The following is a 26,072-nucleotide window of genomic DNA, read 5'->3' as shown; positions in this document are numbered from 1 at the left end:
AATACTGTGTAACATCCCACTCATCGGACCTCTATGTCTGGGGCCACCTTCATGTGTGCTGGTGGGTGATAAAAAGGCCATACGCTGGACACATGACAGGATGTCGGCATATGTAAGGCATGTCCATGGTTGGGTTGGTTACCCATGTGACGAACACTTCCGATAGTTACCAAACCGTGATCTATTTGGCCTTTCCGGTCGGACATATGAACTGCAAAAATAGGGCCCCATCTGGGATTTACCACATTTGCAGTGCCCGATCGGGCATTCTGTCAGGGGTGCGGCCAAAAAGTGGACATTTCAACAAGAATAAATGTTGTAAACACTGCGGGCTTGCCGCAGCCTGAAAAAGGTATTAGATTTCCACTTCATCGCCATAGACATCCCACGTGTGAGCGGGGTGTATGTGTTATGGCTCAAAAAACAATCCCGGTGTCCACGGGCGGTACACCTATCGCTCGGATCGCTGCCGGATCGAATATTGAAAAGCAGGAGAACATTGAACGCTTTAAGAACAAGCTGGGCGGCCGTACTGGTTGCCATCACCTTGCTCGTGGGAGTAATTGCGGTGAGCCTACCGGCCTCCGCTCACGCCACTGAGGAGCAGGACTACCGCGGCTTCAGTGCTGAGGCCCCATTCAGCCACTACCGCGTCACCGAATGGACCGGACAGAATGTTGCCGAGACTGACGGCGAGGTGGCATTCTGCTTCAATCAGCGCCTGCAGCCCCCGACCTCTGCGGAGTCGAACTATCCGGTACGCATGACCTCGTCCTATGATCTGCTCAAGGCCTCCAACAAGCCCGGTTCCGGGACGAGTTCGGCCTTCGATAACAGCGACGAGTTCAACGATGCCATTCTGCGCACCATCTACAATGGCTACGGCTTCAACGCAGCCGGTATCAAGGAGCGCTTCGGCCTCGATGACGGCGACTTCTACCACGCCACCCAGCTCGCTGTATGGCGCTACACCGACAACATGTTTACCGCCGGTGGCACCAAGGATCCCAGCGCTGAGACTTTCGCCGCCGTCGATAACATCGCCAATCAGAACTTCAATGTGGCTCGCGCCGCTGCAGCCCTTGTTGGTCAAGATCCTGAGGTACAGCTGGAGCAGCACCCGGACGACGCCGTTATCCGCGTCTATGTGACTGACCAGGACCCGCGACGTGCCAGCTCTGCAGCCGCCGAAGCCTACCAGAACCTGCTTACCGTCGAGATGACCCACGGCAAGGATGGCGAGCGCGTGGTCGTGGACGATAACAAGAAGGAGACCCAGAAGGAGGAGGAGCGCACCCCCTCCGCTATGCGCACCACCGTCTCTGTTGAGGGTGAAAAGGCCTCCGCAGACGCAGCCGTGGAACTCTCCGCCGCCGAGGTGGACGAGGCAGTGCACGTGGTCGACACCATTGACTACGAAGGCTTTGAGGAGGGCAAGGAGTACACCTTCACCGGTGAACTCATGGACCTAGGCGATGATCGTGTTGTTGCTAAAGCCACCAAGGTGGAGACCGTGAGCGAGGCGAAGGGCAGCGTCAAGGTTGATTTCGACAAGGTCACCCTGGAGCCCGGCCACTCCTACGTTGTCTTTGAGAAGGCGGTACGCACCGAAGCCGGCGAGATTGTCGAAGGCGGACACGAGGTTGTGCACCACGACCGCGAGGATCGCGCACAAACTATCGTCGTCAAGTCTGCCCCCGTTGAGGTGCCTGAGCAGACCACCTCTGAAGAGCCGATGCCGTCCCAGGCTCCGGAAAATCCCACCCAAGCTCCGGTAAAGCCCTCCTGTCCGAAGAGCCCCGATTGTGCTAAGCCTGACGAGCCCAAGAAGGACGAGCCCAAGAAGGACGAGCCCAAGAAGGACGAGCCCAAGAAGGACGAGCCGGCTAAGGAGACTGAGCGCGAGGAGGAGAAGTCCGAGACCACCGAGTCTGAGACCTCCACCCCGGAGGAGACCACCTCTGTGAACTCCGAGACCTCCGAATCCACCACCCCGTCTTCCACGACTCGGTCGGTGGCCGCTCCCGGTACCTCTACTGCAGAGAAGCCGATCCGTACTCAGGGTTCCGCACCTCACACCACGGTGCCTCACACCACTGCGGCTCCCTCGAAGTCGGCAGCTAAGGAAGAAAAGCGCCAAGGCTTGGCTAATACCGGTGCCTCGGTGATCACCATGAGTATCATCGCTCTCGTGATGATCTTCCTCGGCGGCACGCTCGTCCTGGTCCGACTGCGTACTCGCGACTAGGAGGGTGCGTCGACAAGCGTCACGTGATTAATAAAAGCATAAGGGGCACAGCCTTCCACTGCGGGGGCTGTGCCCTTTGGCGTTCCAAGAAGTAGCCACAAAGCTGTGGCGTGGATCTCATGGTCGCGGTACGATAGGGTCCCATACCGTACACTTTGTGTTTCTCCACTGGGAGGCCCTATGACAATCGCCGCGGATACAGACATCGTCATCGTCGGCGCTACGCGCACCCCTACCGGCCGTATGCTTGGCGCACTATCGCAACTCAGCGCCCCAGAGCTGGCGTCAATCGCCATGCGCCATGCCCTCGAGAGCGCGACTATTCCCGCCGCCGCGGTCGATGCAGTGATTCTCGGGCATGTGCTCAGTGCGGGCGTGGGGCAAAACCCCGCCAAACAGGCGGCATTAGCTGCCGGCATCTCTCCGCGGGCACACACCGCGAGCGTGAATAAAGTATGTCTTTCCGGTTTGAGCGCGATTATCGACGCCATCCGCATGCTGCGGCTCGGGGATGCCGAGGTGGTGGTGGCTGGTGGGATGGAGTCCATGTCCCAGGCCCCGCATCTACTCATGGGCAGCAGGCGGGGCACCACCTTCGGACCGCTGCGCACCCTCGATCACATGAGTCACGACGGGTTGAGCGCGGCCGATCTGCACATCTCCATGGGGGAGCTCGCGGAATCGCACGCGCAGCGCTATCCCGCGAGCCGCGAGGAGCAAGACGAGATGGCGGCCCGCTCGCATCAGCGCGCCGCCCGCGCCACGGCCGAGGGGTGCTTCGATGCCGAGATCGTTCCCGTTCTCACCTCCTCCCGCGAGGGGGAGGTCCTGCTCAGCGAGGATGAGGGAATCCGCCCCGAGTGCACGGCCGATACCCTCGCGCGGTTGCGCCCCGCCTTTGCCGCCGAGGGCACGCTCACGGCGGGCAACTCCTCTCAGATTTCCGATGGCGCGGCGGCGGTAGTGCTTACCCAGCGGCGTATCGCCGAGCAGCAGGGCTGGACTGTCCTTGCGGTCGTGAAAGCACACGGGCAGGTCGCAGGGCCAGATAACTCCCTTCAGGAACAGCCGGCGCAGGCTTTACTGACCGCGTTGTCAGCCCAAGGCTGGCGGGCGAGCGATCTCGACTGGGTGGAGATCAACGAGGCCTTCGCCGCGGTGGCCGTGCACTCGGCGCGAGTGCTGGGAATCGAGCCTGCGATACTCAATCCCGATGGTGGGGCGATTGCCCTCGGCCATCCGATCGGCGCCTCGGGGGCGCGGCTGGTGGTGCACGCCGCCCATGCGCTCCACGCCGGGCGAGGCCAGCGGGCGGGAGTGAGCCTCTGTGGCGGTGGCGGCCAAGGCGAGGCCCTGCTGCTTGAGCGCGCCACATAGGGGGCGATCGCTCATGGAAGATTCCGCGCTCTATAAACGCCGCCCACACACGATGAGCAGGGGAAGCGCCCTCGACCACCGGTTGTGCGTATCGTGGCAGATACACCGCCGTGGCGCGTTTCCCGAGGGGCGTTGTTCCGCGAGCGAGCCAATAAATTACCTATCACTCTGAACTCGAAGGAGAGCCATGACCGAGACTATTGTGTGCGAGACCCGAGGCCGTGTTGGCCTGATTGCCCTCAATCGCCCCAAGGCGCTCAACGCCCTCAACGATGCCACCATGCGCGAGGTCGTTGCCGCGGCCCAAGCCTATGACGCGGATGATGCCATCGGCTGCATCGTGATCACCGGATCAGAGAAGGCCTTTGCGGCGGGGGCGGACATCAAGGAGATGGCCGAGCAATCCGCCACCGACATGTACCGCAGCAACTGGTTTGCCGAGTGGGACGGGCTTACCGCCGTGCGTACCCCCGTGATCGCCGCGGTGAGCGGCTATGCCCTTGGCGGCGGCTGTGAGCTGGCCATGATGTGCGACTTCATCATCGCCGCCGAGTCCGCCCGCTTCGGGCAGCCGGAGATCAAGCTGGGCGTGCTGCCCGGCATGGGCGGTTCCCAGCGGCTCACCCGCGCGGTGGGTAAGTCCAAGGCCATGGATATGTGCTTGACCGGGCGGATGATGGATGCGGAGGAAGCTGAGCGCGCCGGCTTGGTCTCCCGCGTGGTGCCCACGGAGTCCCTACTGGAGGAAACGCTAGCGGTAGCCGAGGAGATCGCTGCGAAGTCTCTCGTTGCCGCCACGATGGTAAAAGAGGCGGTCAACGCCGCCTTCGACACCACCCTGCAGCAAGGCGTGCTCTTCGAGCGCCGCATCTTCCACTCGGCTTTCGCCTCTCAGGATCAAAAGGAAGGCATGGACGCCTTTGTGAACAAGCGCGATGCCGAGTTCACTCATCGCTAAAACCCGCCGCGATAGGATCGCGCGACACCCCAGTGCGCTCCCGTGGCATAGTACGCGCCCGCCCCGAGCATTCGGGTGGGCGCGTACTGCTGTGTTGAGGTAAGTGAGGAGCGGGGCTGCTGTTAGCCCTTGAGTGAGGGGAAGTCGCTATCGGCCCACTCTGTTGCCACTGTGGAGGCCCCCGCATCGGCTTGGTGGATGTCCATCTCTCGGCGTCGCAGATCCACGCGCCGGATCTTGCCGGAGACGGTCTTCGGAAGATCGTGGAACTCGAGGCGGCGAATCCGCTTATAGGGGGCGAGTGTGGCGCGGCAATGCCGCAGAATGCTCTCGGCAGTCTCGGCGGTGGGCTCATAGCCGGCCGCGAGAATCACATAGGCCTTGGGCACCGCGAGGCGAATGGGGTCGGGAGAGGGCACCACCGCCACCTCGGCCACGGCTGGATGCTCGATCACCGCGGACTCAAGTTCAAAAGGGGAGAGGCGATAATCCGAGGCCTTGAACACATCATCAGCGCGGCCAATATAGGTGATGTAGCCGTCCTTGTCCCGCTCGGCGATATCGCCGGTGTGGTAAAAGCCCTCGCGGAAGGTCTCGGTATTTTTAGCGGGATCGCCATAATAGCCTGGGGTGAGCCCCACGGGGCGGGGGTCGAGGGAGATACAGATTTCTCCGTGGTCGCCACACTCATCGGTGGCGGGGTCTTTCAATACGATCTCGAAGCCGGGCATAGGCCGCCCCATGGAGCCAGCCTTCACAGGATTGCCAGGCGAGTTTGCGATCTGTAGCGAGGACTCGGTTTGACCGAAACCATCGCGGATGGTCACACCCCACTTCTTTTCCACATGGCTGATCAACTCTGGGTTGAGCGGCTCGCCGGCGGCCACCACCTTCCGTGGCGGGGTAGCGAGGAGATCCAGATCGGCCTGGGCCAGCATGCGCCACACGGTCGGTGGGGCGCAGAAGCTGGTCACCTTCTCCTCGTCCATCTTCTGCATCAGCGCGGCGGCGTCGAAGCGCGCATAGTTATAGAGGAAAATGGTGGCCCCGGCGATGAAGGGGCCGAAGAAGTTCGACCACGCATGCTTCGCCCAGCCGGGGGCTGCCACATTGAGGTGCACATCCCCCGGTTCGAGCCCAATCCAGTACATGGTGCTCAAATGGCCCACCGGATAGGAGGTGTGGGTATGCTCCACCAGCTTCGCCTTGGAGGTAGTGCCGGAGGTGAAGTAGAGCAGCAGGGTATCGTCCGCGCCGGTGGCTTCGCTGAGCTCGAACTCCGTCGGCGCATGGAAGGACTCGGAATACTGCACGGTGGGGTGGGAATGTTGCGCCGGTGGTTCATCGCTGCCGCCGGGACCGGTTTGGATCACGGTGAACTCGCCGTGTACGTCGTTGAACTTCTCGGCGTCCTCGGGGTTAGCTACCACCCAGGACACCTCGGCGCGGTCGCTGCGGTCCTGCAGATCCGCCGCCCCGAGCATCGCGGTGGCCGGGTTGAGCACGAAGCCGCCGCGAATGCAGGCGAGCATCGTCTCCCACAGCTCCACTTGGTTATTGAGCATGAGCATCACGCGGTCGCCGCGGCGCATGCCGATCTGTTGAAACCACGCGGCGAGCTGGGTGCTGCGCTGCGCCAGCTCAGCATAGGTGCGGCGGGTATCGGAGCCATCAACCTCGGTGATCACGAGTGCTTCTCGCGTCGCGGAGTCGGGGTGGGTGGCGAGATAGTCGAACCAGTCGCTGGCAAAGTTGAAGGTCTCGAAGCGGGGCCAGTGGAAACCGGCGCGCGCTGCGTCGTAGTCCTGCTGATGTGCCACGAGGAAGTCGCGGGCCGCGAGAAAAGCGCGGGTGTTGTCGTTGGGGATGGTCGCCTGAGCCATGGGTACTCCTTCGCTGGGCGGGTGTAGCGTGGGTCAATATGCATGAGCCGATGTGATGTGAGTCTCAAGCCTAAACGAAGATGTCGCAAAATGATACGGTTTCGCTAAAAAATGTACTGATGTGTGCGTGGGCTGCTGGGAAGGGAGTCGGCAGGGCAGTGGAGTTGGTACTCTCCGAGGCATGATGCCGCATCGTCTCGCCCTTGGCCCTCTGCCCACCGATCTCGCCGCGTCCCTCCGTTGCCTCACCGTGCCCGCGCGGGAGGGCGCCGGCGAGCGGGAGCGTATCCCGGTGGAGGCCCCTTTCACTGGCCAGACGATTGCGTGGGTCTATGCCGGCACCGAGGAGGATGTGCTGGAGGCCTTCGCTCGGGCGCGCGCCGCCCAGGCCGCCTGGCGCACGGTCTCCCCAGCGCAGCGCCGCGTTATTTTTGAGCGCTTTCATGACGCCGTTCTCCGCCACCGCGACCTGCTCTGCGATATCGTGCAGCTAGAGACGGGAAAGAACCGCGCCTCGGCCTTCGATGAGGTCATGGACGTGGCCACCAATGCGCGCTATTACGCCCGCCACGCGGAGAAATTCCTTGCCCCGCGGCGGCGTCGTGGCGCCATGCCTGTGCTCTCGCGCTCGCGGGAGTATCACCATCCCCATGGGGTAGTGGGGCAGATCAGTCCGTGGAACTATCCGCTCTCCTTGAGTATCTGCGATGCAATTCCTGCCCTCTTGGCCGGTAATGCCGTGGTGCTCAAACCGGATAGTGCCACCCCGTTTACTGCATTGATCGCTTACCAGCTGCTTTTCGACGCTGGTCTGCCCCGCGATCTCGCGCAGATCGTGACCGGCTCCGGCGCGGTGGTTGGTGGCGCGGTGGCGCAGCAGTGCGATTATTTGATGTTTACCGGCTCGAGCGCCACCGGCGCACTCTTAGGGGAGACGGCGGGGCGCCGCCTGATCGGCTACTCGGCGGAGCTAGGTGGGAAAAACCCGATGATCGTGTGTGCCGATGCTGACCTCGACGCCGCGGTGCGCTGCGCCATCGATGGCTGTTTCAGCAATTCTGGCCAGCTGTGCGTGTCGATCGAGCGCATCTATGTGGAAAAGCCAGTGTATGCGGCCTTCCGTGATGCCTTTGTGCAGCGGGTTCAGCAGCTCTCCCACGTGCACGGTTTCGCATGGGATGCGGATATGGGCTCGCTGGCCTCGGCCACCCAGCTGGAGACCGTGCACTCCTTTGTGGAGGGCGCCTGCGCCCACGGGGCACAGGTGCTCACCGGCGGCCGGGCGCGCCCCGATCTGGGGCCCTATTTCTATGAGGCCACCGTGCTCTGCGATGTGCCGGAGCAGGCGCGGCTACACACCGAAGAAGTCTTTGGGCCGGTGGTGTATCTCCAGCCGGTGGAGGATATGCAGGAGGCGATCGCCGCGGCCAATGACACGCGCTATGGGCTCAATGCCAGCGTGTGTGCCGCTCCCGCTACCGCCTGGGAGCTGGCGCCGCAGCTGACTTCAGGGTCGGTGGCGATCAACGATGGCTACACGGCCGCGTGGGCGGCGATCGATAACCCCATGGGTGGCAGGAAGGATTCTGGGCTGGCGCACCGGCATGGCCGCGAAGGCATGATGAAATACACGGCCGCCCAAAACATCACCGAGCAGCGCTTTCTGTCCATTCGTGGCCCGCAGCGGCTCTCCCGTCGCGCCTATGCGCGGATCATGACGGCGGCGCTGCGCCTAGGCAAGGCGCTGCGGGTGTTGCCCTAGGCTGACTCAGCTCGCGTCGATACCGTGCAGGATGATCCCGCCCAAGACCTGGTAGGTGTCTTGAATGGGCAGGGTGTGGGCATATTCCCCCGCTTGGATGTGGGTCATGGTGGCGTCGATAAGCGCCGCTAAAAAGGAGGCGGGGACCTTGCGAAACTCCCCTGCCTGCATGCCGTCGGTGATGATGCGCTGGATTTGGGCGGTGGCCGCGCGGGTATTGGTCACGTAGACCTCGGTGGCCACCGGCAGCGTGCACATATCGTGCATGAATTCTTGAGACGCGGGCTGCAGGGCCTCGGACATGGCATTGAAATAGCGTTCTAGTGCTTGTCGACGGCTACCCGCATCCATGATCGCCGCAGTCGTGTGCTGGGCCACGTCCCGAAAGAAACTCACCAGAACTCGGCGGATGATCTCATCGCGCGTTCGGCCCACCGCATAGATGGTGGACTTCGAGCAATGCAGGGTGCGCACCGCTTGATCGATGGTGAAATCAGCGAAACCGTGGGCGAGAAAATCCTTGCGCAAGGTGGCAAAAAGCTCCTGCTGGCGTGGGGTCAGCGGGGCGGCGACGGGGGTGCTACTGGTCATGAAGTGAGGGGGCTTTCTAGCGCAAGATATCGGCAAAGGGCTGTACATTCCACGCAGCAACTGTACAATTTCTGAGTAAACCGTACTTTGTGGTCTAGGACACACACATGCTGTTGTGGCTTTGTCCTTGTTTCATCTTAGGAGCACCCCATGTCCCACTCGCACGCCGGACTCCCTACTGATCCCGCCCTGCTCGCGAAAGCGCACATCCCCGAGGCCGATATCCTCGCCGTGGCACACATGCTGGACGAGCAGGAGCGCACCCGCCTCACCGCCCTCCACGATGTTCTGCAAACACAGGTTCGCCCCGTGGTGGGCGAGTACTGGGACCGCGAAGAGTTCCCCTTCGATCTACTGCCCCTGCTCGCCGAGCATGGATTAGGCGAGCTCGAGTGTTCCGGCGCCTCGCGACTGTTCAAGGGGCTCGCCTATGCCGAGGTTACCCGCGCCGATGTGTCCCTCTCCGCGCTGGTCGGTATTCACAATGAGCTGGTCGTGGACCTCATCAGCCAGCTCGGCTCCGACGAGCAGAAGAACGCGTGGCTGCCGGGGCTGCGGAGCTTCGACTCCCTCGGCTGTTTCGCCCTCACTGAACCGGAGCATGGTTCCGACGTGGCAGGGGGCCTTGCTTTAAGTGCCGAACGCACCGCATCCGGCTGGGTACTCAATGGCGCCAAGCGCTGGATCGGTGGCGGCACCTTCGCCGACTTTGCCATCCTCTTCGCCCGCGATGTTGCCGATAGGCAGGTCAAGGGCTTCATCGTGGAGTTGGACGTGCCCGGTATCACGCGAAGCAAAATCTCGCGCAAGATGGGCCTGCGCATCATGCAGAACGCGGACCTCGTCTTCGACCAGGTGGAGGTTCCGGACTCCGCGCTCATCCCTGGGGCGGCATCCTTCGCTGCCACCAATGAGATGCTGCGCAACTCCCGCGCTTGGGTGGGCTGGCAGGCCGCCGGCATTCAGCTCGCCATGTTTGATCGCGCCCGCCACATCGCGCTGACGCGGGAGCAGTTTGGCACCCCCATCGCCGCCTTCCAGCTGGTGCAAGAACAGCTCACACGAATCCTCGGCAATGCCACTGCCACCGTGTCCATGATGGCCTCCATCGCGCGGCTGCAAGAAGAGGGCGCCTTCGATATGGCCCACGCCGCGCTGGTCAAAGCCACCGGCACCCGCCTCGCCCGGGAATCGGCGCAGCTTGCCCGTGCTATCGGTGGCGGCAACGGCATCCTCACCGACTATGAGGTATCCAAACTGCTCAACGATGCCGAGATTCTCTACACCTACGAGGGCACCTATGAGATCAACTCGCTCATTGTTGGTCGCGCCGTCACGGGCATATCCGCCTTCGTCTAATAAGCCCAGTACAGACTTAAGGAGCAGCCATGCAGATTGAATCAGGAACCGTCGCCATCGTCACCGGAGCAGCCTCCGGGCTGGGGGCGGCGACCGCCCACCACCTGCAGCAGCGAGGCATGATTATCGCGGCTTGTGATCTCCCCGATGCTATCGATGCCTGTGAACAGCCGCTCGAAGGGGCGCACTACATTCCGGTGGATGTCAGCGACCCCGAGCAGGTGAGTGCTGCGGTGGACGCCGCCGCCCGCCTCGGCGAGATCCGAGTGGTGGTGACCTGTGCTGGGATCGCGCCCTCGATGCGCATCGTCGGCCGGGCAGGCGCCCACGATCCCGAACTCTTCGCGAAGGTGATCAACATTAACCTCTGCGGCACCTTCTCGGTGGTGGCAGCGGCCGCGGCCGCGATGGCTCAGCAGGGACCAGTGAACGAGGACGGCATTCGCGGCGTCATCCTCATGACCGCCTCGGTGGCGGCATTCGAGGGGCAGGTGGGCCAGGCAGCCTATGCGGCCTCCAAAGGCGGCGTCCATGCCCTTACCCTCACCGCCGCCCGCGACCTTGCCCGCAGCGGTATCAGGGTGAACGCCATCGCGCCAGGCGTGGTGGCTACCCCAATGATGGCCGCGATGCCAGATAGTGTGCGCGAAGAACTCGAAGCGCGCGTCCCCCTACCGGGACGCATGGCACACCCGAGAGAATATGCCGCTCTCGTGGAGAGCATCGTGGAGAACGACTACCTCAATGGAGAAACAATTCGCCTCGACGGCTCTTTAAGGATGCCACCGCAGTAGTCAATAACTCATGCCTAGGCCTGGCGCCGCCGGAAGGGAATATACGTAACCGCGCGGACAGGAATGTGGGGAAAGAAACGGCGAGAAAAGACAATCGCCACCCCTTGTGCCTGGAGTACTGGGCGCTAAGAAACAGCGCCCCAGACCAGCGGTGGCGTCCGAGAGAATCACGAGATTCTCCCCGTTTAGGGCGCATAGTCCGCTCCGTAGCCCACCCTCCTGTGGCCGGAGAGACAGGCGCGTGATTCGAAGATGCGCTCGCGGCTCGGGGTGTCCGAGCTCAAGCGAGGGCGCGGACCTGCGCGGATGCTGGAACTAATCGGTGTTCAGCATCTTCACCTGCTCCTGCTCGGGAGCGGGTTCCATCTTGCCGGCGGCGGTGGCCTTGCGGTAACCGGCGATCTCGCGGCGTAGCGGCCCGGCCAGCAGGTAGATACCGAGAATATTGGGGATGGCCACGAAGAAGAAGGCGGCGTCGGAGAAGCGGACGACGGTGTCCAGCGACACAGCTGCGCCCACCACGATCATGATGAGATAGCCGATCTTATAGGCCATCTCGGCCTTCTTGCTGTTATTAAACACATAGCCGGCGGCCTTCTGGCCGTAGTAGGCATAAGACAGCAGAGTGGAGAAAGCGAAAATCACAATGCACAGCGAGAGCACATAGGTAAAGCCCTGGTTCACGGTGGCAAAGGCACCGGTGGCCATCATCACGCCCTCATCGCTGGGGTTCTGGTACACACCAGTGGTGATGATCGCCAGGGAGGTGAGAGTACAGACCACAACGGAGTCGACGAAGGGCTCCCATGCGGCGGTCAGGCCCTCCTCGGTGGCGTTCTGGTTCTTGGTGGCGGAGTGCGCGAAGCCGGCAGTACCGACACCGGCAACGTTCGAGAACAGAGCTCGCTGGATACCGATCACCATCACGCCGATCACACCGCCGGTCACACCCTCAGGGGTGAAGGCGCCGGAGATGATGAGGGAAAAGGCGCTTCCCAGCTGGCCAAAGTTCACTGCGAGCACGGTGAGAACACCCACCACGTAGAGCACGGCCATCAGCGGAACCATGCGGGAGGTCCAATTGGAGATGGACTGGATGCCACCGATGATGACCACGGCAGCGGGGATGGCGAGGATGACGCCAATCAGCCACGCATTGCCGCTGAAGAAGCTCTCCGAACCACCGGTAATTTCGATAACGTGCAGGGCCACCTGGTTTGCCTGGAAGATATTGCCGGCACCGAAGGCGGCAATGGCGAAGCCGATGGCGTAGGTCATGCCCAACACCTTGCCCAGCTTGGCCTTACCCACGGAGGCGAGGCCATCGCTGAGGTAATACATGGGGCCACCAGAGATGGTGCCATCGCTATTCACGCGACGGAACATCTGGGAGAGGGTGGCCTCGGCCATCTTCACGGCCATGCCGATCACACCGGCGAGCACGATCCAGAAGGAAGCACCGGGGCCGCCGGCACCAATGGCCACGGCCACACCGGCGATATTGCCGAGTCCCACCGTTCCGGCGAGCTCGGTAGCAAAGGCTTGGAAGCTCGTCACCTCGCCCGGATCAGATTTCTTGGCCAGCCGGCCGCGAATAACGTGCATGGTTTGCGCCGCATCCCGGATGGGGCGGACGCGGAGAAAGAATGTGCAGAATAGCCCCGCGAGGAGTAGCCATACGACCACGAGCGGGAGCTGGGCGCCGCCCACGGGGATGGAGAAGAACACGACCTTCTCCATGATGTCCACGATTGGTCCGAACACGGACTGAATGACGCTGTCGACTGATTTCGCTTGCGACAAGGTGACGTAATCCATCACCATGAATCTCCTTTCACATGAGCACGCACGGCGCCGGAGCGACGCCGTGGTGCAGTCTTCTTTGCCTAGTTTGTGCCTCACTGCATAGGCACACGGCCCTGAGACGTGGAGCTCAGTTTATGTTATATATAACCGAAAGGCACAAGTTATGGGTCCTCATACGTCAGATATGAGGCTATAGAGGAGGCGTGTATGTCCGCAGTGGAGGGCCTTGGTGGCGAGGAGGAGCAGTCGTGGGGCACCTATAAGGCGTGGGTGGAGACACATATTCGGCTCTTGCTGTTGCAAGGAGATATGGAGGTGGGGCAGATCTATTCGGCGAATGCCATGGCTAAGGAGCTGCAGGTGTCCAACTCGCCGGTGCGAGAGGCCATGATGAGCTTGGCGGAGCGTGGCTTGCTGGAGCTGGTGCGTAATCGTGGTTTCCGCGTGGTGCGGCTCGGCAGTACGGATGTGTGGGAGATCTACCAGCTACGTCGGCTTTTGGAGGTAGAGGCCGTGCGCACGGTGGCGGCAGCGCGGCTCACATCAGAGCAGGTCGCGAACGTAGAGGAGTATGCGGCCCATGTCGATGAACTGTCGGCGGGGGCGAGTGCTGGAGGCATGTTCGACTATCTCGAAGCGGATCATCACTTTCACCTCTACCTGGTATCGCTGACGGGAAATCAGCGTTGGGTGGAATTGCTGGGGCGGCTGCGCGATCAGTGCTGGGTAAATGGGTTGCATATGCATGCGCCGCACTATGGCTCGACGGCGACCGCGCCGGCACGCCATATCGACATCGCGGATGCGGTCATCACCCGTGATGTGCGGCGGGCGGTGCAGGCGGTGGAGGCACATCTGGACTATCTGAGAATGGCGGCAGCGGACAATATCTAGCGCGCTATCGCAACGCCACCGATTGTGGCGATCCCCGCCCGCGCGGACTATGGTCTAGCGCACTTCTAGGCGTCTAGTTATCGATAACTGGCCCATATTTCTGTGAGGGTGATAAATGCACCGCGCTTCCTGGGGTGCCATGGGGGCATAGTTCTCTCAGCTTTGCCCCATGTTGGGGCCGTCACCGCTACTAGGTGTGGGCCTACTTAACTCGGATAGGCGGCGATACCCCAATAGGGAAATACCGCCTTGGAGGTCGCCACCATGGCCTGGCAGCGCTGCCCGCCGATGACTTCGGTGGGCTCCACCCCCGCCAGATCGGCCCACGAATCGCCCAGCGTGGTCGAGGTAGGCACCACCCCGTGGCGATGCACCCTGCTCTCCCATCCGGCGGGCATGGGCGTGGCCATGTCGAGCTCCACCCCAGCGACTACGGCCACGAGCGCCGCCCAGCTGCGAGCCAGCGAGTCCCGGTGATAGCCGCCACCGCCCAAGGCCACCCAGCGGCCCTGGGCATAGCGATCCGCCCACCGCCGCACCGAGCGCGCGGTCATCTCCATGGCGTTGACCGACAGCCCCATGTGAGTCAGCGGGTCGGCGCGATGCGGGTCGGCACCATGCTGGGAAATGATGATCTCTGGGGCGAAGCGCTGAAGCAGCGGCGGGATGATGCCGTGTACTGCGCGCAGCCATTCCCGATCCGTGATGTCTTTTTCCACGGCCACATTGACCGCGGTGCCTAGGGCCTGAGGTCCACCGATATCCCCGGCGAATCCGGTGCCGGGGAAAAGATACAGCCCCGATTCGTGGACTGAGATCGTGAGCACCCGTGGATCATCCCAAAACATCTGCTCCACCCCATCGCCGTGGTGGGCATCGACGTCCACATAGGCCACCCGCTGGGCGCCATGGCGCAGCAGCCACTCAATGGCCGCGGCGGCGTCGTTAAGCATGCAAAAACCAGAAATTCCCCGTCGCTGCGCGTGGTGGAGCCCGCCGGCAATATTGACCGCCCGCGTGCAGTGGCCCTCCCACACCAGCTGCGCGGCGGTGGTGGATGCGGCCACGATATCGAGCGCTACCTCGTGGATCCCGGCGGCGAGGGGATTGTCCTCGGTGCCCCAGCCATAGCTGGGATTGGGAGTGAGCTGGCCGAGAGCCGCCAGATAGTCGGGGTCGTGGATCCGGCGCGCCTGTTCGCGGTGCTGGGGCAGCGGAACGGCGGTATCAAAGAGCGGCAGCACGCCAAGATAGTCCGCCAGCTCCACGGCCAGCCGTACCCGGTCTGGGCCCATGGGGTGCTGGCGCCCAAAGCTATAGTTGAATAACGTTTCCGAGTGCAGCAACACAGGTCGGGACATGGCGCATCACATCGCTCGAATCAGGGGATCGCGGGAGCGGGACTGTGGCTGCACCACCGCGCGGGCCCCCACCACCTGGGCGCCGTGGGGGCTGGCGATCACTGGCGTGAGTTCGATCTCCGCGACGCTAGCCAGATCGTCCTTCAACTGGGCGAGCTGCACAATAATGCGCTGCAGCGCGCTGATGTCGGTGGCCTCTGTGCCGCGATAGCCGGTGAGCAGTGGGGCAGTGGCAAGGTGGGTGATCATGGCGCGGGCCTCCGTCTCGCTCAGGGGAGGGGTGCACCAGCGACGATCCTCATTCAACACCGCCGCGGCCGAGGTCAGCCCCAGCGAGATCATCGGGCCCAGCACGGGGTTTTCGATACCGCGCACATTCACCGCAGTGCCGGTGGACACCGTCGGCTGCACCACCGGGTGCAGGACCTGGACGGCCTCCTCGGCGGTGGCGGCCAGCCCCAGCTCCACGCCCAGCTGGCCGAGCGCATCCCAGGCGCGGCGCAAGGAGGCAAGATCGTTGATCGCGCGATGAATGGTGTGTAGCTCCGGGCGGCCGCGCACCTGGGCGGCGGTGGCTTTCAGCACCACATTCCAGCCGAAGCCCTCAGCGGCGGAGTGGGCCTCATCCACTGTGCGGGCCGGCTCCCAGTGCACCAGCTCAATGCCATAGCAGGACAACAGCTCCGCACAGTCCTCATCGCTGAGTGCCCCGCCCTCCGGCGCGGCCGCGAGCGCGCGCTCGATCACGGCGGTGGCACGTCCGCGGTCGAACCCGGCGCTATCCGGCTGCTCATAACGCTGCTTCGCCTTGATCTCGGCGGTATCCACGATCACCCCGAGCGCCTCGAGGGCATCGGCATAGTTCCGAAAGAGCGGCACCCCAGAGCACCCAGTGTCCGCAGAGAGGTAGGCAAGACGCTCATCGAAGCCCACCACGGCGGCAAGGAGCGGAATAGCGGCATCGGCGGCGAGGGCGTGCAGCTGCGGCAGCACGGGGGCGATGATCGGCTCGCTGATCTCTACCGCGGCACACAGCACCGCATCGCAGCCGCCACGTAGGGCCTCCGCGGTGGCGGCGACCAGTCCCGCCACTGGTTCCCCGCGGACGGTGACCGCCTCGGCCACCAGCCCGAAACGGCTCGCGGCCTGGGCCATCTGCTCGCTCAAGCCCGCCGAGTTGGAGATCACCTTTACCTGGCGACCGCGCGGCGCCGGTTGGGAGGAGAGGATGCGCGCGATATCGAACATGGTGTCGCGCCGGGAGACCACCATCGCCCCGGTGCGGCGGATGACTTCATCGAAGGCGGCGGCAGGGGCGTGCACCTCTAGGCTGTGCCTCTCGGCATCGTGAACCTCGGCACTGGGCAGTGCCGAGCGCAACGCGCGGGAGGGGCTAAACACCACCACATGCTTATCCACGGCGAGGCGGCGGAGCAACCGGAAGAACTTGCGCGGGTTGCCGATGGCGTCGAGGCTCAGCAGCGCGATGGAGGTGGCCTCATCTGCGCTCCAATACTGGATCACGTCATTGCCGGTGACATCCGCGAAAGCGCCGGAGGCGAGAAAAGAACTAATACCGATGTTGAGCTCCACCGCGCGGGCGAGAGCTAGGGTGGCCACCCCGGCAGACTGGGTGAACAGTCCCACCGGCCCACGCTGCGGGAGGGGTGCCGGGGTGGCGTTGAGGCTCACCTCGGGGTCAGTATTGATCAGGCCGAGCGAAGCCGGGCCGAGGGCGCGTATGCCGCGGGCGCGGGCCGCACTCAGCACGTGGTGGGCGTCCTCGCTACTCAAGGAGGGATTCTCGCCTCGCGCCAACACCACGATGCCCGTCGCCTCTTTCGCCGCGGCGGTGGCCAAGAGTGCGTCAAAGCTCTCTTGCTCATAGTGGGCCACCACCAAGTCGATGGGGCCAGGAATGGCGGCGAGCAGATCGGGGGCTGCGGGGGCCGCCGGTGCCGAATCCTCCGCCGCCGGTGCGGGCGCGTGCCCCGGCCCCGTGCTCACATGCACCTGCCCCCGGAAATGTGAGGAGAAGATGCGGCTAATGAAGGCCTGCATTCTGTCGCTATCGCCCACCACCGCTACGGAGCGCGGGCGCAGCAGTCGCGAAATCGCGGCGGCCTCGGATTTCTGCTCGCGTTGCAGCATCACCTCGCGGGAGCGGTCGGTGGGATCGATGTGAAAATCGACGGTGATAAAACCGTCCTCCAGTTCAGGACGAACCTCATAGCCGGCGCGGCGAAAGACGTGCACCATCGCACGGTTCTGGGTGAGCATCTCCGCGAAGAAGCGCTCGACCTTATTATCGCGGCCCGCCTGTGCCAGATGTTCGAGCAAAATATTGGCCGCGCCTTTGCCTTGGGCATCGTCCTGGACCAAGAAGGACACATCGGCCACGCGCTGCGGTAGGAGCTTGTCCACCACCTCGTAGTGGGCGGTGGCGATAATCTGCTCGCGCATGGTGAGCACCAGCGTGACCGTATCGCGGTGATCCACCTGCACCCAAGAGTCCAAATCGCTCTCGCTGAGGGTGGGGTGGGCGCTAAAGAACCGCAAGTATTTCGAGGCATCGGAGACGCGCGTATAAAACTCCACCAGCAGCGGGCGGTCGCTGTCGCGTACTGCGCGGACGGTGGCCACGCTGCCGTCATAGAGGATCACATCCGCGTCCCAGGCGGCGGTGTTATCCGCGCCACGGGAGGGCTGTGCTGCGGGAGTGTGCTGGGGGCTCATAGTTTCACTCTAGCGAAGTAAAAGTATTCTGAGTCACACTTTGTCCGGGTGGCTGCTCAGCGGCGGTACTCCGCACTTATGTCGCTGAGGTGCGCCGGTGGCGGCGGGGATAGCGGGGCGCGGCCATCGCGCGGAGCGCGGGGTTGAGCGCATGGTGAAAGGCAAAGACCTCGGTGGGTGGCGCTAGCTCTAGCCGTTGCATGCAGGCGGCGAGCAGTTCGGCGGTGGCGCGCGCATCAGCGAGCGCGGTGTGTGCGGCGGCATTGTCAATGCCGGCCATCTCTAAGAGGGTGCGCAGGCTGCGAGAAGGGGAACTGGGATAAGCCGCGCGTCCGAGCGCGCAGGTATCGAGGTAGTGGCAGCGAAGCGGCGCGAATTCCACCTCCACCGCCGCAAACTCGCGGCGCAAAAAGCGCAGATCAAAGGGTGCATTATGGGCGACGAGGACGCGCTGATCGAGCAGCTCGGCCAGCTCGGCGGCCACCTCGGCGAAGCGCGGGGCATCGCGTACATCGGCGGCGCTAATACCATGGATCGCCGTGGTGGGAATGGCGCAGCCCGGCTGCACGAGGCTTTCCCATTCCCGCAGGATCGTCCCTCGCGCATCGCTGATGACCACCCCGATTTCCACCACCCTGTCACGAACGCCCAGCCCGGTGGTCTCTAGATCGACCACAGCGAATTCCACATCCGCATAGGGCCTATGGGCCGGGGTGGCGGGCATGGCAGATCTCCTGAAGGCAGTTGGTAGCGGGTGGACATCTGTGAGTGTAGGCCCCAGGGTGGACGGCGGGCGCTGCTGGGCGCACGGGTGTGCGAGGGCCGGTGGGGTGTGGGGCTGCAAGCGTCGATAAGCGAAGGAACGCTGAGCATATTTGACTTCTGCAGCGACAAGGGGATAGGTTAAGCAGTCGAAGTTTGAGCGGCTCGCCTCATCGGCGGGTCGCGACAAGTTTCACCGAAGACCGTCGGTCATCCGCCCAGCCGGGGCGGGTCGAAGGTGCTGAAGTGCTTCAGCCGGCCCACGCAGGAGACACTTGGAATCATGCCTTTCAGTAGTGAAAGGGATATGCCCTGTGCTCTTGCACGGGGCTTTCTGCATCTGTGGGAAGCCTCGGCGGAAACGACACAAGACATATTGAGGAAGGAGGCGAAGTAATGGCTAACCCGAAGAACGCATCGGATCTTGCGGAGCTCAAGGCTCGCTTTGAGAACGCAGACTCCATTTTCGTCAGTGAGTACCGCGGCCTGTCCGTGGCTCAGATGACTGAACTGCGTCGTTCGCTCGGCGAAGATGTCCAGTACTCCGTCGCCAAGAACACCCTGATGAAGCTGGCTCTCAAGGATGCCGGCGTCGAGGGCCTCGACGATGTTTTCACCGGACCCACCGCAGTCGCCTTCGTTAAGGGCGAGGCAGTTGACGCTGCCAAGGCGATGAAGAAGTTCGGCGAAGACAACAAGGCTTTCGTCATCAAGGGTGGCTTCATGGACGGTGACGCGCTCAATGCTGAGCAGGTCTCCGCTATCGCTGACCTGGACAACCGCGAGGTCACCCTCGCGAAGCTGGCCGGCGCCATGAAGGGCAGCTTGGCAAAGGCCGCTGGCCTGTTCAACGCTCCCGCTTCTCAGGTGGCTCGACTCGCTGTCGCGCTGCAGGAGAAGAAGGAAGACTAACCCTGAACTTTTGCAGCTTGTCGACGTCATCCCGGCGGCGACATACCGCGAAAGTACACACTCATTACACCTAGATTCACCTCGGCGGCCGCGCACTAGCGCCACCGCTGGGGAGGAACACTACCGAAAGGATTGCCATCATGGCTAAGCTCACCAAGGACGAGCTCATTGAAGCTTTCAAGGAAATGACCCTCATCGAGCTCTCCGAGTTCGTTAAGGAATTCGAAGAGGTCTTCGACGTCACCGCCGCTGCTCCGGTTGCCGCTGTTGCTGCTGCTCCGGGCGCTGAGGGTGCCGCTGCTGCTGAGGAGAAGGACGAGTTCGACGTCGTTCTCGAGGACGCTGGCTCCAAGAAGATCGGCGTTATTAAGGCTGTCCGTGAGATCGTCTCCGGCCTGGGTCTGAAGGAAGCCAAGGAGCTCGTTGAGTCCGCTCCGAAGGCTATCATCGAGGGCGCTAACAAGGACGACGCTGAGGCTGCCAAGACCAAGCTCGAGGATGCCGGCGCTAAGGTCTCCCTCAAGTAAGGTCATTTCCTTTTCTCCGCTGCCGCCGCGCGTGGCAGCGTGAGAAGGTACATGCCTAAAAACCTCCCCGCACTGTAGGTGCTGGGGAGGTTTTTGCTGTGCCCGAGGGCGTGCGGCTAGCGCTCTACGGCGTGCAGCGTGGCGGTGTCGCTGATGAGCGGGGCCGCCAGATTCTGCACCGGGGAGTTGATGATCTCCATGGTGTTCGGGGTGACCTTCAGATACACCTGATGGAACTGCTCATCGCCCAGATAGTCCCGCAGGAAGCGCGTCAGGGCGGGATCGCTGGCCGCGGCGCTGCGGGTGGCCTCGGGCACCTCAAAGGCGGCCATATAGTTGCGCGGCACAGCCTGCACCAGCCCCGCCGGGCGTGGCCCAAACTCACCCTCGATGGGCAAGGTGCGCATACTCAGCGCCGAGCCGAGACGGCCATCGATAGTGTGCAGCACGAGGGGATAGCGGCGCCCGTTGATCTGCAGGTCCACCTCGCGGGAGGGCGAGGCATAAGCAAACTCATCTACCTCCAGGCGGGCGGCGTCGCTGAGCGATCCCGCATAGGAGAAGGGCGAGGCAGGGGCGAGAGTCTCGTGGGAGCGATCATAGGAGGAGTTCTCCAGCAGCGTGCCCTGCAAGGGCACGTCGGTGGAGGTGAACTCCCACTCGCTGGCGCGCAGCTGCTTATGCCAGTAGCCGGTGCGGCCTGCGTGGCGGCCCTCGACCCGCAATTCCCGCTGCGCCGAACCAGCGGCGGTGGAGTGGATAGAGATGCGGTCGGTGATCTCGCCGGGAATATGCGGCTGCTGGGCCCAGTCCTCGGCTGGCAGCCCAATCGGGGCGGTGCGAGGATCCAGCCGGTGGCGCAGCGCATCGGGCGCGGCGGGGCGAGCATCCTCGCCCCACGTGTAGCGGAACTGGGCCGGATCGGAGCCGTTGATATCAAAATCCGAAAGGCGAGTGTACATATCGCCGTACTTATTGGTGACAAAGATGACCGAGCCGCCAGCACTGATGCTGTGCACGCGGAAACGCGAGTTCAGTGGGGTGCCCACCTCATAGGAGTAGTCGCGGGCCAGCCACGGATCGAGGGTGTAGATCCGCGAGCCATCCTCGCTCAGCGCCACCACCTGGGTGACCTTCGCCAAAGAAATCGGCTGCTGCTTGCCATCGGGGGTGTCATACCAGCGGTCGGTGTGGGTGCCGATCACGCTCAGCGCCCAGCGGCCAGGCTCCGTGGTGGGAGAGCGATGCCCCTTACCTAGCCAGACCGGCCCACCCCAGGCCCGGATCCAGCCCCAGCGGCTGGGGCTGGATAAGAGATTAGACAGGGTGTACATCCAGCCCGCGTCATCGAGGGCGACCAGCGCATCTTCGTTGAGCGAGATGCCCACGATCTCCCCGCGCAGGCATTCGGGAGTGGGCAGCTGCCGCCAGACCGGATCTCCCACATGGCGCACGGCAAGCTCGCCGTGGCGCAGCGCCACCTCCACCTTGTCATTAAAGCCCTGGGTATTATCGCGCAGCACCACCTCCTCGGGAAGTCCCGCGGGATCGACCACCGGCAAGTCCTCATAGCCCACATCGCCGAAATCCGGCGGCACCAGCCCCAAGGGGAACTGCCCATAGCCCTGGGCCGGATTACCCAGATGCGGCACACAGGCGCGGGGGCCAGGGGAGTCGGGAAGAACCGGCTGCGGGCTGTCGCTCACGGCCTGGGCGGTGGCGGTGGGCACGAGCGCGAGCGTGGCGCAGAGGGTGAGCAGGCGGCGGCGCAGTGCTGAGGTCATGGGGAGAACTCCTTGGTTGCAGGCGGCGCGGATGGTGGGCGCAGGGGTGGCCGGGGTGCAGGGCTAGCCGATATTCTCCCGCTGCACATCGTGCAGCTCGGAGTCAGACGCCAAGCCCTCGCCGGTGTAGATGGCCTGGGTGCGCTCGGAGTTGCTCAGCACATACTCGCTGAAGGAGAGCACCAGACCGCCGTACACGTTGTGTTCTGGGGCATCCACGAAGGTGCCGTGGAAGGCATTGTTCACGGTGGCGCGCCACTTGGGGCCGCGGGCGTTGGTGTAGAGCAGCTCGGAGAGCGGGTGGGCCACCAGGGTCTCGTGCTCGGCGAAGAGCACCAGCGCGGGCTTGGTGGTGGGCTCGGAGGCTAGACCGAAATCCGCAGGGCCGGGGTTGACTGCGGTCACGCCACGGACGGTGAAGTTCTCATCGCCTGCGGCGTGCATCGCCGGTCCGAGGCTTTCGGCCACGCGCATCACAGAGCCGCCGCCGGCGGAGTGGCCGACGAGCACGGTGCGGGAGGTGTCAATCTTGCCCTGCAGCGGGCCCGGGCTGGTGGCGGCGTCGATCGCGGCGGTGGCGGCCAGCTCCACTTGGTAGCCGAACCAGTTGACCCAAGTGTATCCGATGGCCACCACATAGCCGTGGCTGGCGTAGAGCTCGGCTTGGCGAGAAACCATGCCCGGCTCGGCGCCGATGCCGGGGGAGAGCACGATCAACGGTGCGGGATCAGACTCGGCGATGTCTGCCGGGTAGACCAGCTGGGAGCCGATGGGGGATTCCGGTCCGGAGGGCCAGGTGCCATAGCAGGGCGCCTGCGAGTTCGCTCCGTTCTGGTAGCGCAGTATCGAGTTATAGAACACGTAGAAAGCGTCGGTGCACTGCCGTGCCATCGTGGTGGCGGCCACCTCGTGGGGGCCGCGCTGGCCATAGGTGCTGCGGATCGCGCCGGGGGCCTCGTCATAGGGGGCCGTGAGCCGCAGTCCGGTGAGGCCGGCATCGCGCAGCGGCTGCGGCACGAAGGGAGGCGCGATGTCCTGCGGCAGATCCGGCCAGTCCGCGGTGGAGGAGCTCACTTCTGGGGCCGGAGGAAGCAGCGGGGCGGCGACGGCGTGCTGGGGCATCAGCAGGGCAGTGGCGGATAGAAATGTGACCGCGGCAGCACGGCGGCGAGAGGCAGAGGACATGAGGCCCAGCTTTCTAGGTCGATGAAAATAAGATGAACTCTATATCTGCGAATCCTAAGTGAGATAAGAAACACATAAAAGAGTTCTGACGGAACCGTAGGTAGTTTTCACCAAGAAGGGGGTATGGCGCGGTGCGCGGTGCGCGCCCCAGATACCGCAACACCGGCCGTCCCAGTATTCGGGGTGGCCGGTGTTGAGGGCAGTGCGGGGAGCAGCCTAAAACTCCTCATAGCCCGCGGGGTCTTGGGCTTTACGACGCCCATCTGCCCGGCCCAGCGCCGTGATGGACTCTACCTCGGCCGCATCCAAGGTGATCTCTAGCGCGGCCAGGTTCTCCTGCTGCCGTTGGAGGGAGCTGGCCTTCGGAATGGCGAGTGCGTCGATGGCGCGATGCCAGGCGAGAACGATCTGCGCTGGGGTCGCATCATGGGCGCGGGCGATCTCTGCCAGCACCGGTTCCCCGAGCACCTCGCCGCGGTTGAGCGGGCTCCAAGACTGGGTGATGATGCCGCGCTCGCGGTGATAGGCGCGGGCCTCGACCTGGGGGAAGTAGGGGTGCAATTCGATCTGGTTCACTGCGGGAAGCTCGCCGGTGGCGGCTTCTACCTGCTCTAGGTGCTCCGGCAGGAAATTGCACACGCCGATGTGGCGAATGAGTCCCTTATCCCGAGCGGCCATGAGCCCGCGGTAGGCATCGATAAACAGCCCCTGCGAGGGATTGGGCCAGTGGATCAAATACAGATCAATAAAGTTCCGCCCCAAGCGGTAGAGGGACTCCTCCACGCAGGTAACGGCGTTGTTGTGATAGCGCCCCGGCAGCTTTGAGGTAATGAGCAGCTCCGAACGGGTGGCGCTGCCATCCGCCCGTAGCGCGGTACGCACCGCCCTGCCCACGGTGCCCTCATTCTCGTAGTTATAGGCGCTGTCCACGAGCCGGTACCCCGCGGAGATAGCGGAGCGAATGGACTCCACTCCCGCCGCGCCTTTGAGCTTATAGGTGCCGAAGCCCTGCACAGGCAGCTGTAGTCCAGAATGCGATCTCAAGGTATCCATGGCGCCAGCCTACCGACAGCTAGATGGGGCGGCGCTTGGAGCGGCGAGCCGAGATCACAGCAAAGACCACCAAAGCGAGCGTGATCCACAGGGCGTAGCGATTGATCTGATCCACCACCCCGATCACCTGCTCGCCATAGCGGATACCGATATAGGCAAAGATGCTGTTGCGCACCAGCACGCCGGCGGCGTTGACCGCCAGAATCATGCGGAAGGACACCCCGCGGATGGTGGCCAAAAGATTCGCGATGAGGCGAATCGGCATGAAGGGGATATAGGAGATAAAGATCGCGCCCAGCAGCAGGGGAGGGCTCAGCCGCCCCAGACGGTCCAACCAGGTGCGCATCCGTGGCGACTGTTCCACCACCATGGCGAGGTATTCGCGGCCCCACCAGCGGCCAATCATCCACCACAGGGGGATGGAGCGCAGCCCGCCCACCAGAGCGCACACCACGATCACCCACGCGGCGGTGCCACCGACGGTGGACTGGGCGCCGCCGATAATCGCGGAGGTATAGCCGCCCACGAGCAACGCATAAGGGAGCGGATTATTCAACAGCCACACCCGAAGCGGGATCATCGCCAGGCTCAGCAGCATATCCACGAAGAGATACACAAAGAGCCACTTATCGCGCGTGGTCGGCGACGCAATAAACGCCGGGGTGGGTGGGGTTGAGCTCTCGTCATCCGCAGCGCCGGGCTCGGTCGCGCCGAGTTCGGCGGCGCTGCTGGGCTGCTGGGCGGCGTGATCAGCGCGCGCCTGCTCCTCAGGGTGCTGAGGCTGGTGCTGAGGATGGGGATCAGACACGGCGCAGAAAACGTCCTTCCATACAACGAGGTCAGTGGCAACAGCGGGAGGAAAACGAGCGCCTCGGGGCAGCGGCGCTCAGATACTAGGGCAAGCCTACAAGATGGCCCGGACACCGCCTGGTTCAGACACCGGCGCCGCGCGCATGGCTGCGGCGCTCTCCTCGCCTCTGGGGTAGGAGGGAGGGGGTCGCGTGCCTGAGATAGCTGAGGTGGTGCGCTGCGCGTGCGCCTCGGTCCCAAAGCGTTCGCGGCGGCGGCTACACTCTTTAGGCATGCTGCCAAAGTCTCGCATCGCCGCCTCCCTTGTTCTCGGGTTGGCCGCCGCCCTCATCGCGGCGGGGCTCTTTTTGCCGCGCGCACTGCACACCGATTCCCGCATCGCCCTCGACACGGGCCCGGTGACGTGGACGCTTCGCGATGACACGGCGCAGTCACGGTTGCTCAGCTCGCCCGAGGGGCGGGTGCTGGATGCGCCGGTGACCAAGCAGGTGCATTTTGAGTTCGTGGATCCCGCCGATGCGGAGACCGTTACCGTCAAAGCAGGCTCTACGCTCATGCGCGAGTCCCGCCAAGCGGACCAGGACCGCCTGATCACCGCCGATATCACCAGCTATCGCATGAACCGGCTCACGGGGCTCGCGAGCTCCCCTGCCACCGTGGCGGATCAAATGGCCAGCCCCACCCGCAGCTTTGATATCGGCGGCCAGTGGCTCAAGTTCGAGCCCACTCCCGCCAATCACGGCCTGGAATTCTATGACTCCACCCTGCGCCGCTCTTTTCCGCTCGAGTTTGTGGAAAAGTCCGAGATCGCCGGCCGCGAGGTGAAGGTCTATCACCAGTACATCGAGCCGCAGAACGTGGCGCAGTCCTACCCTGGGATCTTTAATACCGCGCGGCTGCAGGATGGCTCGGCCGGCTATCTCTACCACGAGGTCGATCGCCGGATCTTCGTGGACGTCGATAGCGGCTTGGTGCTCAACATCGAGGAAAATATTAACGACTTCTATGCCGACACCAAGCGGGAAAAGCCCGAGTTGGTGCTGGTGGGAGAGTTCCGCATGAGCGAGGAGAACCAGCAGGCACTCGCCGCCGCCGCAGAGCACACGCGCGGTGGACAGGGTATTCGAATCGCGGGCTGGGTGCTGCTAGGATGCGGTGAAGCTCTGGCGCTACTAGCGCTCATCGGAGTATTTATCGGCGGACGCCGGGCGCGCCGGGAACGGGCGGGCCGTGAGGAGGTCAGCACCGGCGCGTGAGAATTCCACGCTGC

Annotated in this window: 20 protein-coding genes; 10 read left to right on the top strand and 10 right to left on the bottom strand. The window is 63.5% G+C overall.

Annotated elements, in window-relative coordinates; genetic code table 11:
- The first annotated feature begins 499 nt into the window (after nucleotides 1–499).
- The 3 genes from GBB11_RS04420 to GBB11_RS04410 all read left to right on the top strand — a co-directional run bounded on the left by GBB11_RS04420 (nucleotide 500) and on the right by GBB11_RS04410 (nucleotide 4,583).
- Nucleotides 500–2,248 (top strand): thioester-forming surface-anchored protein, encoded by a 1,749-nt coding sequence (locus GBB11_RS04420; RefSeq protein ID WP_151549438.1) that lies wholly within the window; start codon nucleotides 500–502, stop codon nucleotides 2,246–2,248.
- Between the two features lie 180 nt (nucleotides 2,249–2,428).
- Nucleotides 2,429–3,625 carry an acetyl-CoA C-acyltransferase gene (locus GBB11_RS04415; protein ID WP_151549439.1) on the top strand — a complete coding sequence of 399 codons (1,197 nt, stop codon included), beginning with the start codon at nucleotides 2,429–2,431 and terminating at the stop codon, nucleotides 3,623–3,625.
- 187 nt (nucleotides 3,626–3,812) lie between these two features.
- On the top strand, nucleotides 3,813–4,583 hold the full coding sequence (locus GBB11_RS04410) for an enoyl-CoA hydratase (RefSeq protein ID WP_151549440.1): 771 nt from the start codon (nucleotides 3,813–3,815) through the stop codon (nucleotides 4,581–4,583).
- Nucleotides 4,584–4,705: 122 nt separating this feature from the next.
- On the opposite strand, the gene GBB11_RS04405 is transcribed toward GBB11_RS04410, so the two are convergent.
- Nucleotides 4,706–6,466, bottom strand: coding sequence for an AMP-binding protein (locus GBB11_RS04405; RefSeq protein ID WP_151549441.1), 1,761 nt, complete (start codon nucleotides 6,464–6,466; stop codon nucleotides 4,706–4,708).
- A 181-nt stretch (nucleotides 6,467–6,647) separates the two neighbouring features.
- On the opposite strand from GBB11_RS04405, the gene GBB11_RS04400 reads away from it, so the two are divergent.
- Nucleotides 6,648–8,228, top strand: a complete 1,581-nt coding sequence (locus GBB11_RS04400; RefSeq protein ID WP_151549442.1) for a succinic semialdehyde dehydrogenase — start codon at nucleotides 6,648–6,650, stop codon at nucleotides 8,226–8,228.
- A 6-nt stretch (nucleotides 8,229–8,234) separates the two neighbouring features.
- Here the strand turns inward: GBB11_RS04400 and GBB11_RS04395 are convergent, their stop codons facing one another.
- Nucleotides 8,235–8,819 carry a TetR/AcrR family transcriptional regulator gene (locus GBB11_RS04395; RefSeq protein ID WP_151549443.1) on the bottom strand — a complete coding sequence of 195 codons (585 nt, stop codon included), beginning with the start codon at nucleotides 8,817–8,819 and terminating at the stop codon, nucleotides 8,235–8,237.
- A 150-nt stretch (nucleotides 8,820–8,969) separates the two neighbouring features.
- Between GBB11_RS04395 and GBB11_RS04390 the strand changes: the two genes are divergently transcribed.
- Nucleotides 8,970–10,178 (top strand): acyl-CoA dehydrogenase family protein, encoded by a 1,209-nt coding sequence (locus tag GBB11_RS04390; RefSeq protein WP_151549444.1) that lies wholly within the window; start codon nucleotides 8,970–8,972, stop codon nucleotides 10,176–10,178.
- Nucleotides 10,179–10,207: 29 nt separating this feature from the next.
- Nucleotides 10,208–10,972 (top strand): SDR family NAD(P)-dependent oxidoreductase, encoded by a 765-nt coding sequence (locus GBB11_RS04385; protein WP_151549445.1) that lies wholly within the window; start codon nucleotides 10,208–10,210, stop codon nucleotides 10,970–10,972.
- Nucleotides 10,973–11,287: 315 nt separating this feature from the next.
- On the opposite strand, the gene GBB11_RS04380 is transcribed toward GBB11_RS04385, so the two are convergent.
- Nucleotides 11,288–12,790 carry a sodium:alanine symporter family protein gene (locus GBB11_RS04380; RefSeq protein ID WP_225979179.1) on the bottom strand — a complete coding sequence of 501 codons (1,503 nt, stop codon included), beginning with the start codon at nucleotides 12,788–12,790 and terminating at the stop codon, nucleotides 11,288–11,290.
- 195 nt (nucleotides 12,791–12,985) lie between these two features.
- Between GBB11_RS04380 and GBB11_RS04375 the strand changes: the two genes are divergently transcribed.
- A complete protein-coding gene (locus GBB11_RS04375) occupies nucleotides 12,986–13,672 on the top strand; it encodes a GntR family transcriptional regulator (protein ID WP_151549447.1) in 687 nt (228 codons plus the stop codon).
- Nucleotides 13,673–13,878: 206 nt separating this feature from the next.
- On the opposite strand, the gene GBB11_RS04370 is transcribed toward GBB11_RS04375, so the two are convergent.
- The 3 genes from GBB11_RS04370 to GBB11_RS04360 all read right to left on the bottom strand — a co-directional run bounded on the left by GBB11_RS04370 (nucleotide 13,879) and on the right by GBB11_RS04360 (nucleotide 18,493).
- Nucleotides 13,879–15,033 carry an acetoin utilization protein AcuC gene (locus GBB11_RS04370; protein WP_151549448.1) on the bottom strand — a complete coding sequence of 385 codons (1,155 nt, stop codon included), beginning with the start codon at nucleotides 15,031–15,033 and terminating at the stop codon, nucleotides 13,879–13,881.
- A gap of 6 nt (nucleotides 15,034–15,039) precedes the next feature.
- Nucleotides 15,040–17,769 (bottom strand): GNAT family N-acetyltransferase, encoded by a 2,730-nt coding sequence (locus tag GBB11_RS04365; RefSeq protein WP_151549449.1) that lies wholly within the window; start codon nucleotides 17,767–17,769, stop codon nucleotides 15,040–15,042.
- Nucleotides 17,770–17,845: 76 nt separating this feature from the next.
- Nucleotides 17,846–18,493, bottom strand: a complete 648-nt coding sequence (locus tag GBB11_RS04360; protein WP_151549450.1) for a PolC-type DNA polymerase III — start codon at nucleotides 18,491–18,493, stop codon at nucleotides 17,846–17,848.
- Between the two features lie 434 nt (nucleotides 18,494–18,927).
- On the opposite strand from GBB11_RS04360, the gene rplJ reads away from it, so the two are divergent.
- Nucleotides 18,928–19,443 (top strand): 50S ribosomal protein L10, encoded by a 516-nt coding sequence (gene rplJ / locus GBB11_RS04355; RefSeq protein WP_151528984.1) that lies wholly within the window; start codon nucleotides 18,928–18,930, stop codon nucleotides 19,441–19,443.
- A 140-nt stretch (nucleotides 19,444–19,583) separates the two neighbouring features.
- Entirely contained in the window at nucleotides 19,584–19,970 is a 387-nt protein-coding gene (rplL, locus tag GBB11_RS04350; RefSeq protein WP_151528983.1) for a 50S ribosomal protein L7/L12, read from the top strand.
- A 116-nt stretch (nucleotides 19,971–20,086) separates the two neighbouring features.
- On the opposite strand, the gene GBB11_RS04345 is transcribed toward rplL, so the two are convergent.
- From GBB11_RS04345 to GBB11_RS04330, 4 genes are all read right to left on the bottom strand, one after another.
- Complete coding sequence (locus GBB11_RS04345) at nucleotides 20,087–21,754, bottom strand: hypothetical protein (RefSeq protein ID WP_151549451.1); 1,668 nt, start codon at nucleotides 21,752–21,754, stop codon at nucleotides 20,087–20,089.
- A gap of 63 nt (nucleotides 21,755–21,817) precedes the next feature.
- Nucleotides 21,818–22,939, bottom strand: coding sequence for an alpha/beta hydrolase (locus tag GBB11_RS04340; RefSeq protein WP_151549452.1), 1,122 nt, complete (start codon nucleotides 22,937–22,939; stop codon nucleotides 21,818–21,820).
- Between the two features lie 216 nt (nucleotides 22,940–23,155).
- Nucleotides 23,156–23,992, bottom strand: coding sequence for an aldo/keto reductase (locus GBB11_RS04335; RefSeq protein WP_151549453.1), 837 nt, complete (start codon nucleotides 23,990–23,992; stop codon nucleotides 23,156–23,158).
- A gap of 19 nt (nucleotides 23,993–24,011) precedes the next feature.
- Nucleotides 24,012–24,800: a DedA family protein gene (locus GBB11_RS04330; protein ID WP_151549454.1), complete on the bottom strand. Its 789-nt coding sequence runs from the start codon at nucleotides 24,798–24,800 to the stop codon at nucleotides 24,012–24,014.
- Nucleotides 24,801–25,074: 274 nt separating this feature from the next.
- Here GBB11_RS04330 and GBB11_RS04325 point away from each other — a divergent pair, with 274 nt between their 5' ends.
- A complete protein-coding gene (locus GBB11_RS04325; RefSeq protein WP_151549455.1) occupies nucleotides 25,075–26,058 on the top strand; it encodes a DUF3068 domain-containing protein in 984 nt (327 codons plus the stop codon).
- The last annotated feature ends 14 nt before the right edge of the window (nucleotides 26,059–26,072 follow it).

This window comes from Corynebacterium sp. 74A (assembly GCF_008930665.1).
Taxonomy (GTDB): domain Bacteria; phylum Actinomycetota; class Actinomycetes; order Mycobacteriales; family Mycobacteriaceae; genus Corynebacterium; species Corynebacterium megadyptis.
The sequence above is the reverse complement of the archived record's forward strand: the minus strand, read 5'-3'. Positions and strand labels throughout refer to the sequence as shown.

What these genes read in the sequence shown, in the direction of transcription:
- GBB11_RS04325 (WP_151549455.1), top strand. Translation starts at nt 25,075, where the DNA reads ATGCTGCCAAAGTCTCGCATCGCCGCCTCCCTTGTTCTCGGGTTGGCC.
- GBB11_RS04415 (WP_151549439.1), top strand. Translation starts at nt 2,429, where the DNA reads ATGACAATCGCCGCGGATACAGACATCGTCATCGTCGGCGCTACGCGC.
- GBB11_RS04400 (WP_151549442.1), top strand. Translation starts at nt 6,648, where the DNA reads ATGATGCCGCATCGTCTCGCCCTTGGCCCTCTGCCCACCGATCTCGCC.
- GBB11_RS04410 (WP_151549440.1), top strand. Translation starts at nt 3,813, where the DNA reads ATGACCGAGACTATTGTGTGCGAGACCCGAGGCCGTGTTGGCCTGATT.
- rplL (WP_151528983.1), top strand. Translation starts at nt 19,584, where the DNA reads ATGGCTAAGCTCACCAAGGACGAGCTCATTGAAGCTTTCAAGGAAATG.
- GBB11_RS04385 (WP_151549445.1), top strand. Translation starts at nt 10,208, where the DNA reads ATGCAGATTGAATCAGGAACCGTCGCCATCGTCACCGGAGCAGCCTCC.
- GBB11_RS04390 (WP_151549444.1), top strand. Translation starts at nt 8,970, where the DNA reads ATGTCCCACTCGCACGCCGGACTCCCTACTGATCCCGCCCTGCTCGCG.
- rplJ (WP_151528984.1), top strand. Translation starts at nt 18,928, where the DNA reads ATGGCTAACCCGAAGAACGCATCGGATCTTGCGGAGCTCAAGGCTCGC.
- GBB11_RS04365 (WP_151549449.1), bottom strand. Translation starts at nt 17,769, where the DNA reads ATGAGCCCCCAGCACACTCCCGCAGCACAGCCCTCCCGTGGCGCGGAT.
- GBB11_RS04405 (WP_151549441.1), bottom strand. Translation starts at nt 6,466, where the DNA reads ATGGCTCAGGCGACCATCCCCAACGACAACACCCGCGCTTTTCTCGCG.
- GBB11_RS04375 (WP_151549447.1), top strand. Translation starts at nt 12,986, where the DNA reads ATGTCCGCAGTGGAGGGCCTTGGTGGCGAGGAGGAGCAGTCGTGGGGC.
- GBB11_RS04380 (WP_225979179.1), bottom strand. Translation starts at nt 12,790, where the DNA reads ATGGATTACGTCACCTTGTCGCAAGCGAAATCAGTCGACAGCGTCATT.
- GBB11_RS04370 (WP_151549448.1), bottom strand. Translation starts at nt 15,033, where the DNA reads ATGTCCCGACCTGTGTTGCTGCACTCGGAAACGTTATTCAACTATAGC.
- GBB11_RS04360 (WP_151549450.1), bottom strand. Translation starts at nt 18,493, where the DNA reads ATGCCCGCCACCCCGGCCCATAGGCCCTATGCGGATGTGGAATTCGCT.
- GBB11_RS04345 (WP_151549451.1), bottom strand. Translation starts at nt 21,754, where the DNA reads ATGACCTCAGCACTGCGCCGCCGCCTGCTCACCCTCTGCGCCACGCTC.
- GBB11_RS04395 (WP_151549443.1), bottom strand. Translation starts at nt 8,819, where the DNA reads ATGACCAGTAGCACCCCCGTCGCCGCCCCGCTGACCCCACGCCAGCAG.
- GBB11_RS04335 (WP_151549453.1), bottom strand. Translation starts at nt 23,992, where the DNA reads ATGGATACCTTGAGATCGCATTCTGGACTACAGCTGCCTGTGCAGGGC.
- GBB11_RS04340 (WP_151549452.1), bottom strand. Translation starts at nt 22,939, where the DNA reads ATGTCCTCTGCCTCTCGCCGCCGTGCTGCCGCGGTCACATTTCTATCC.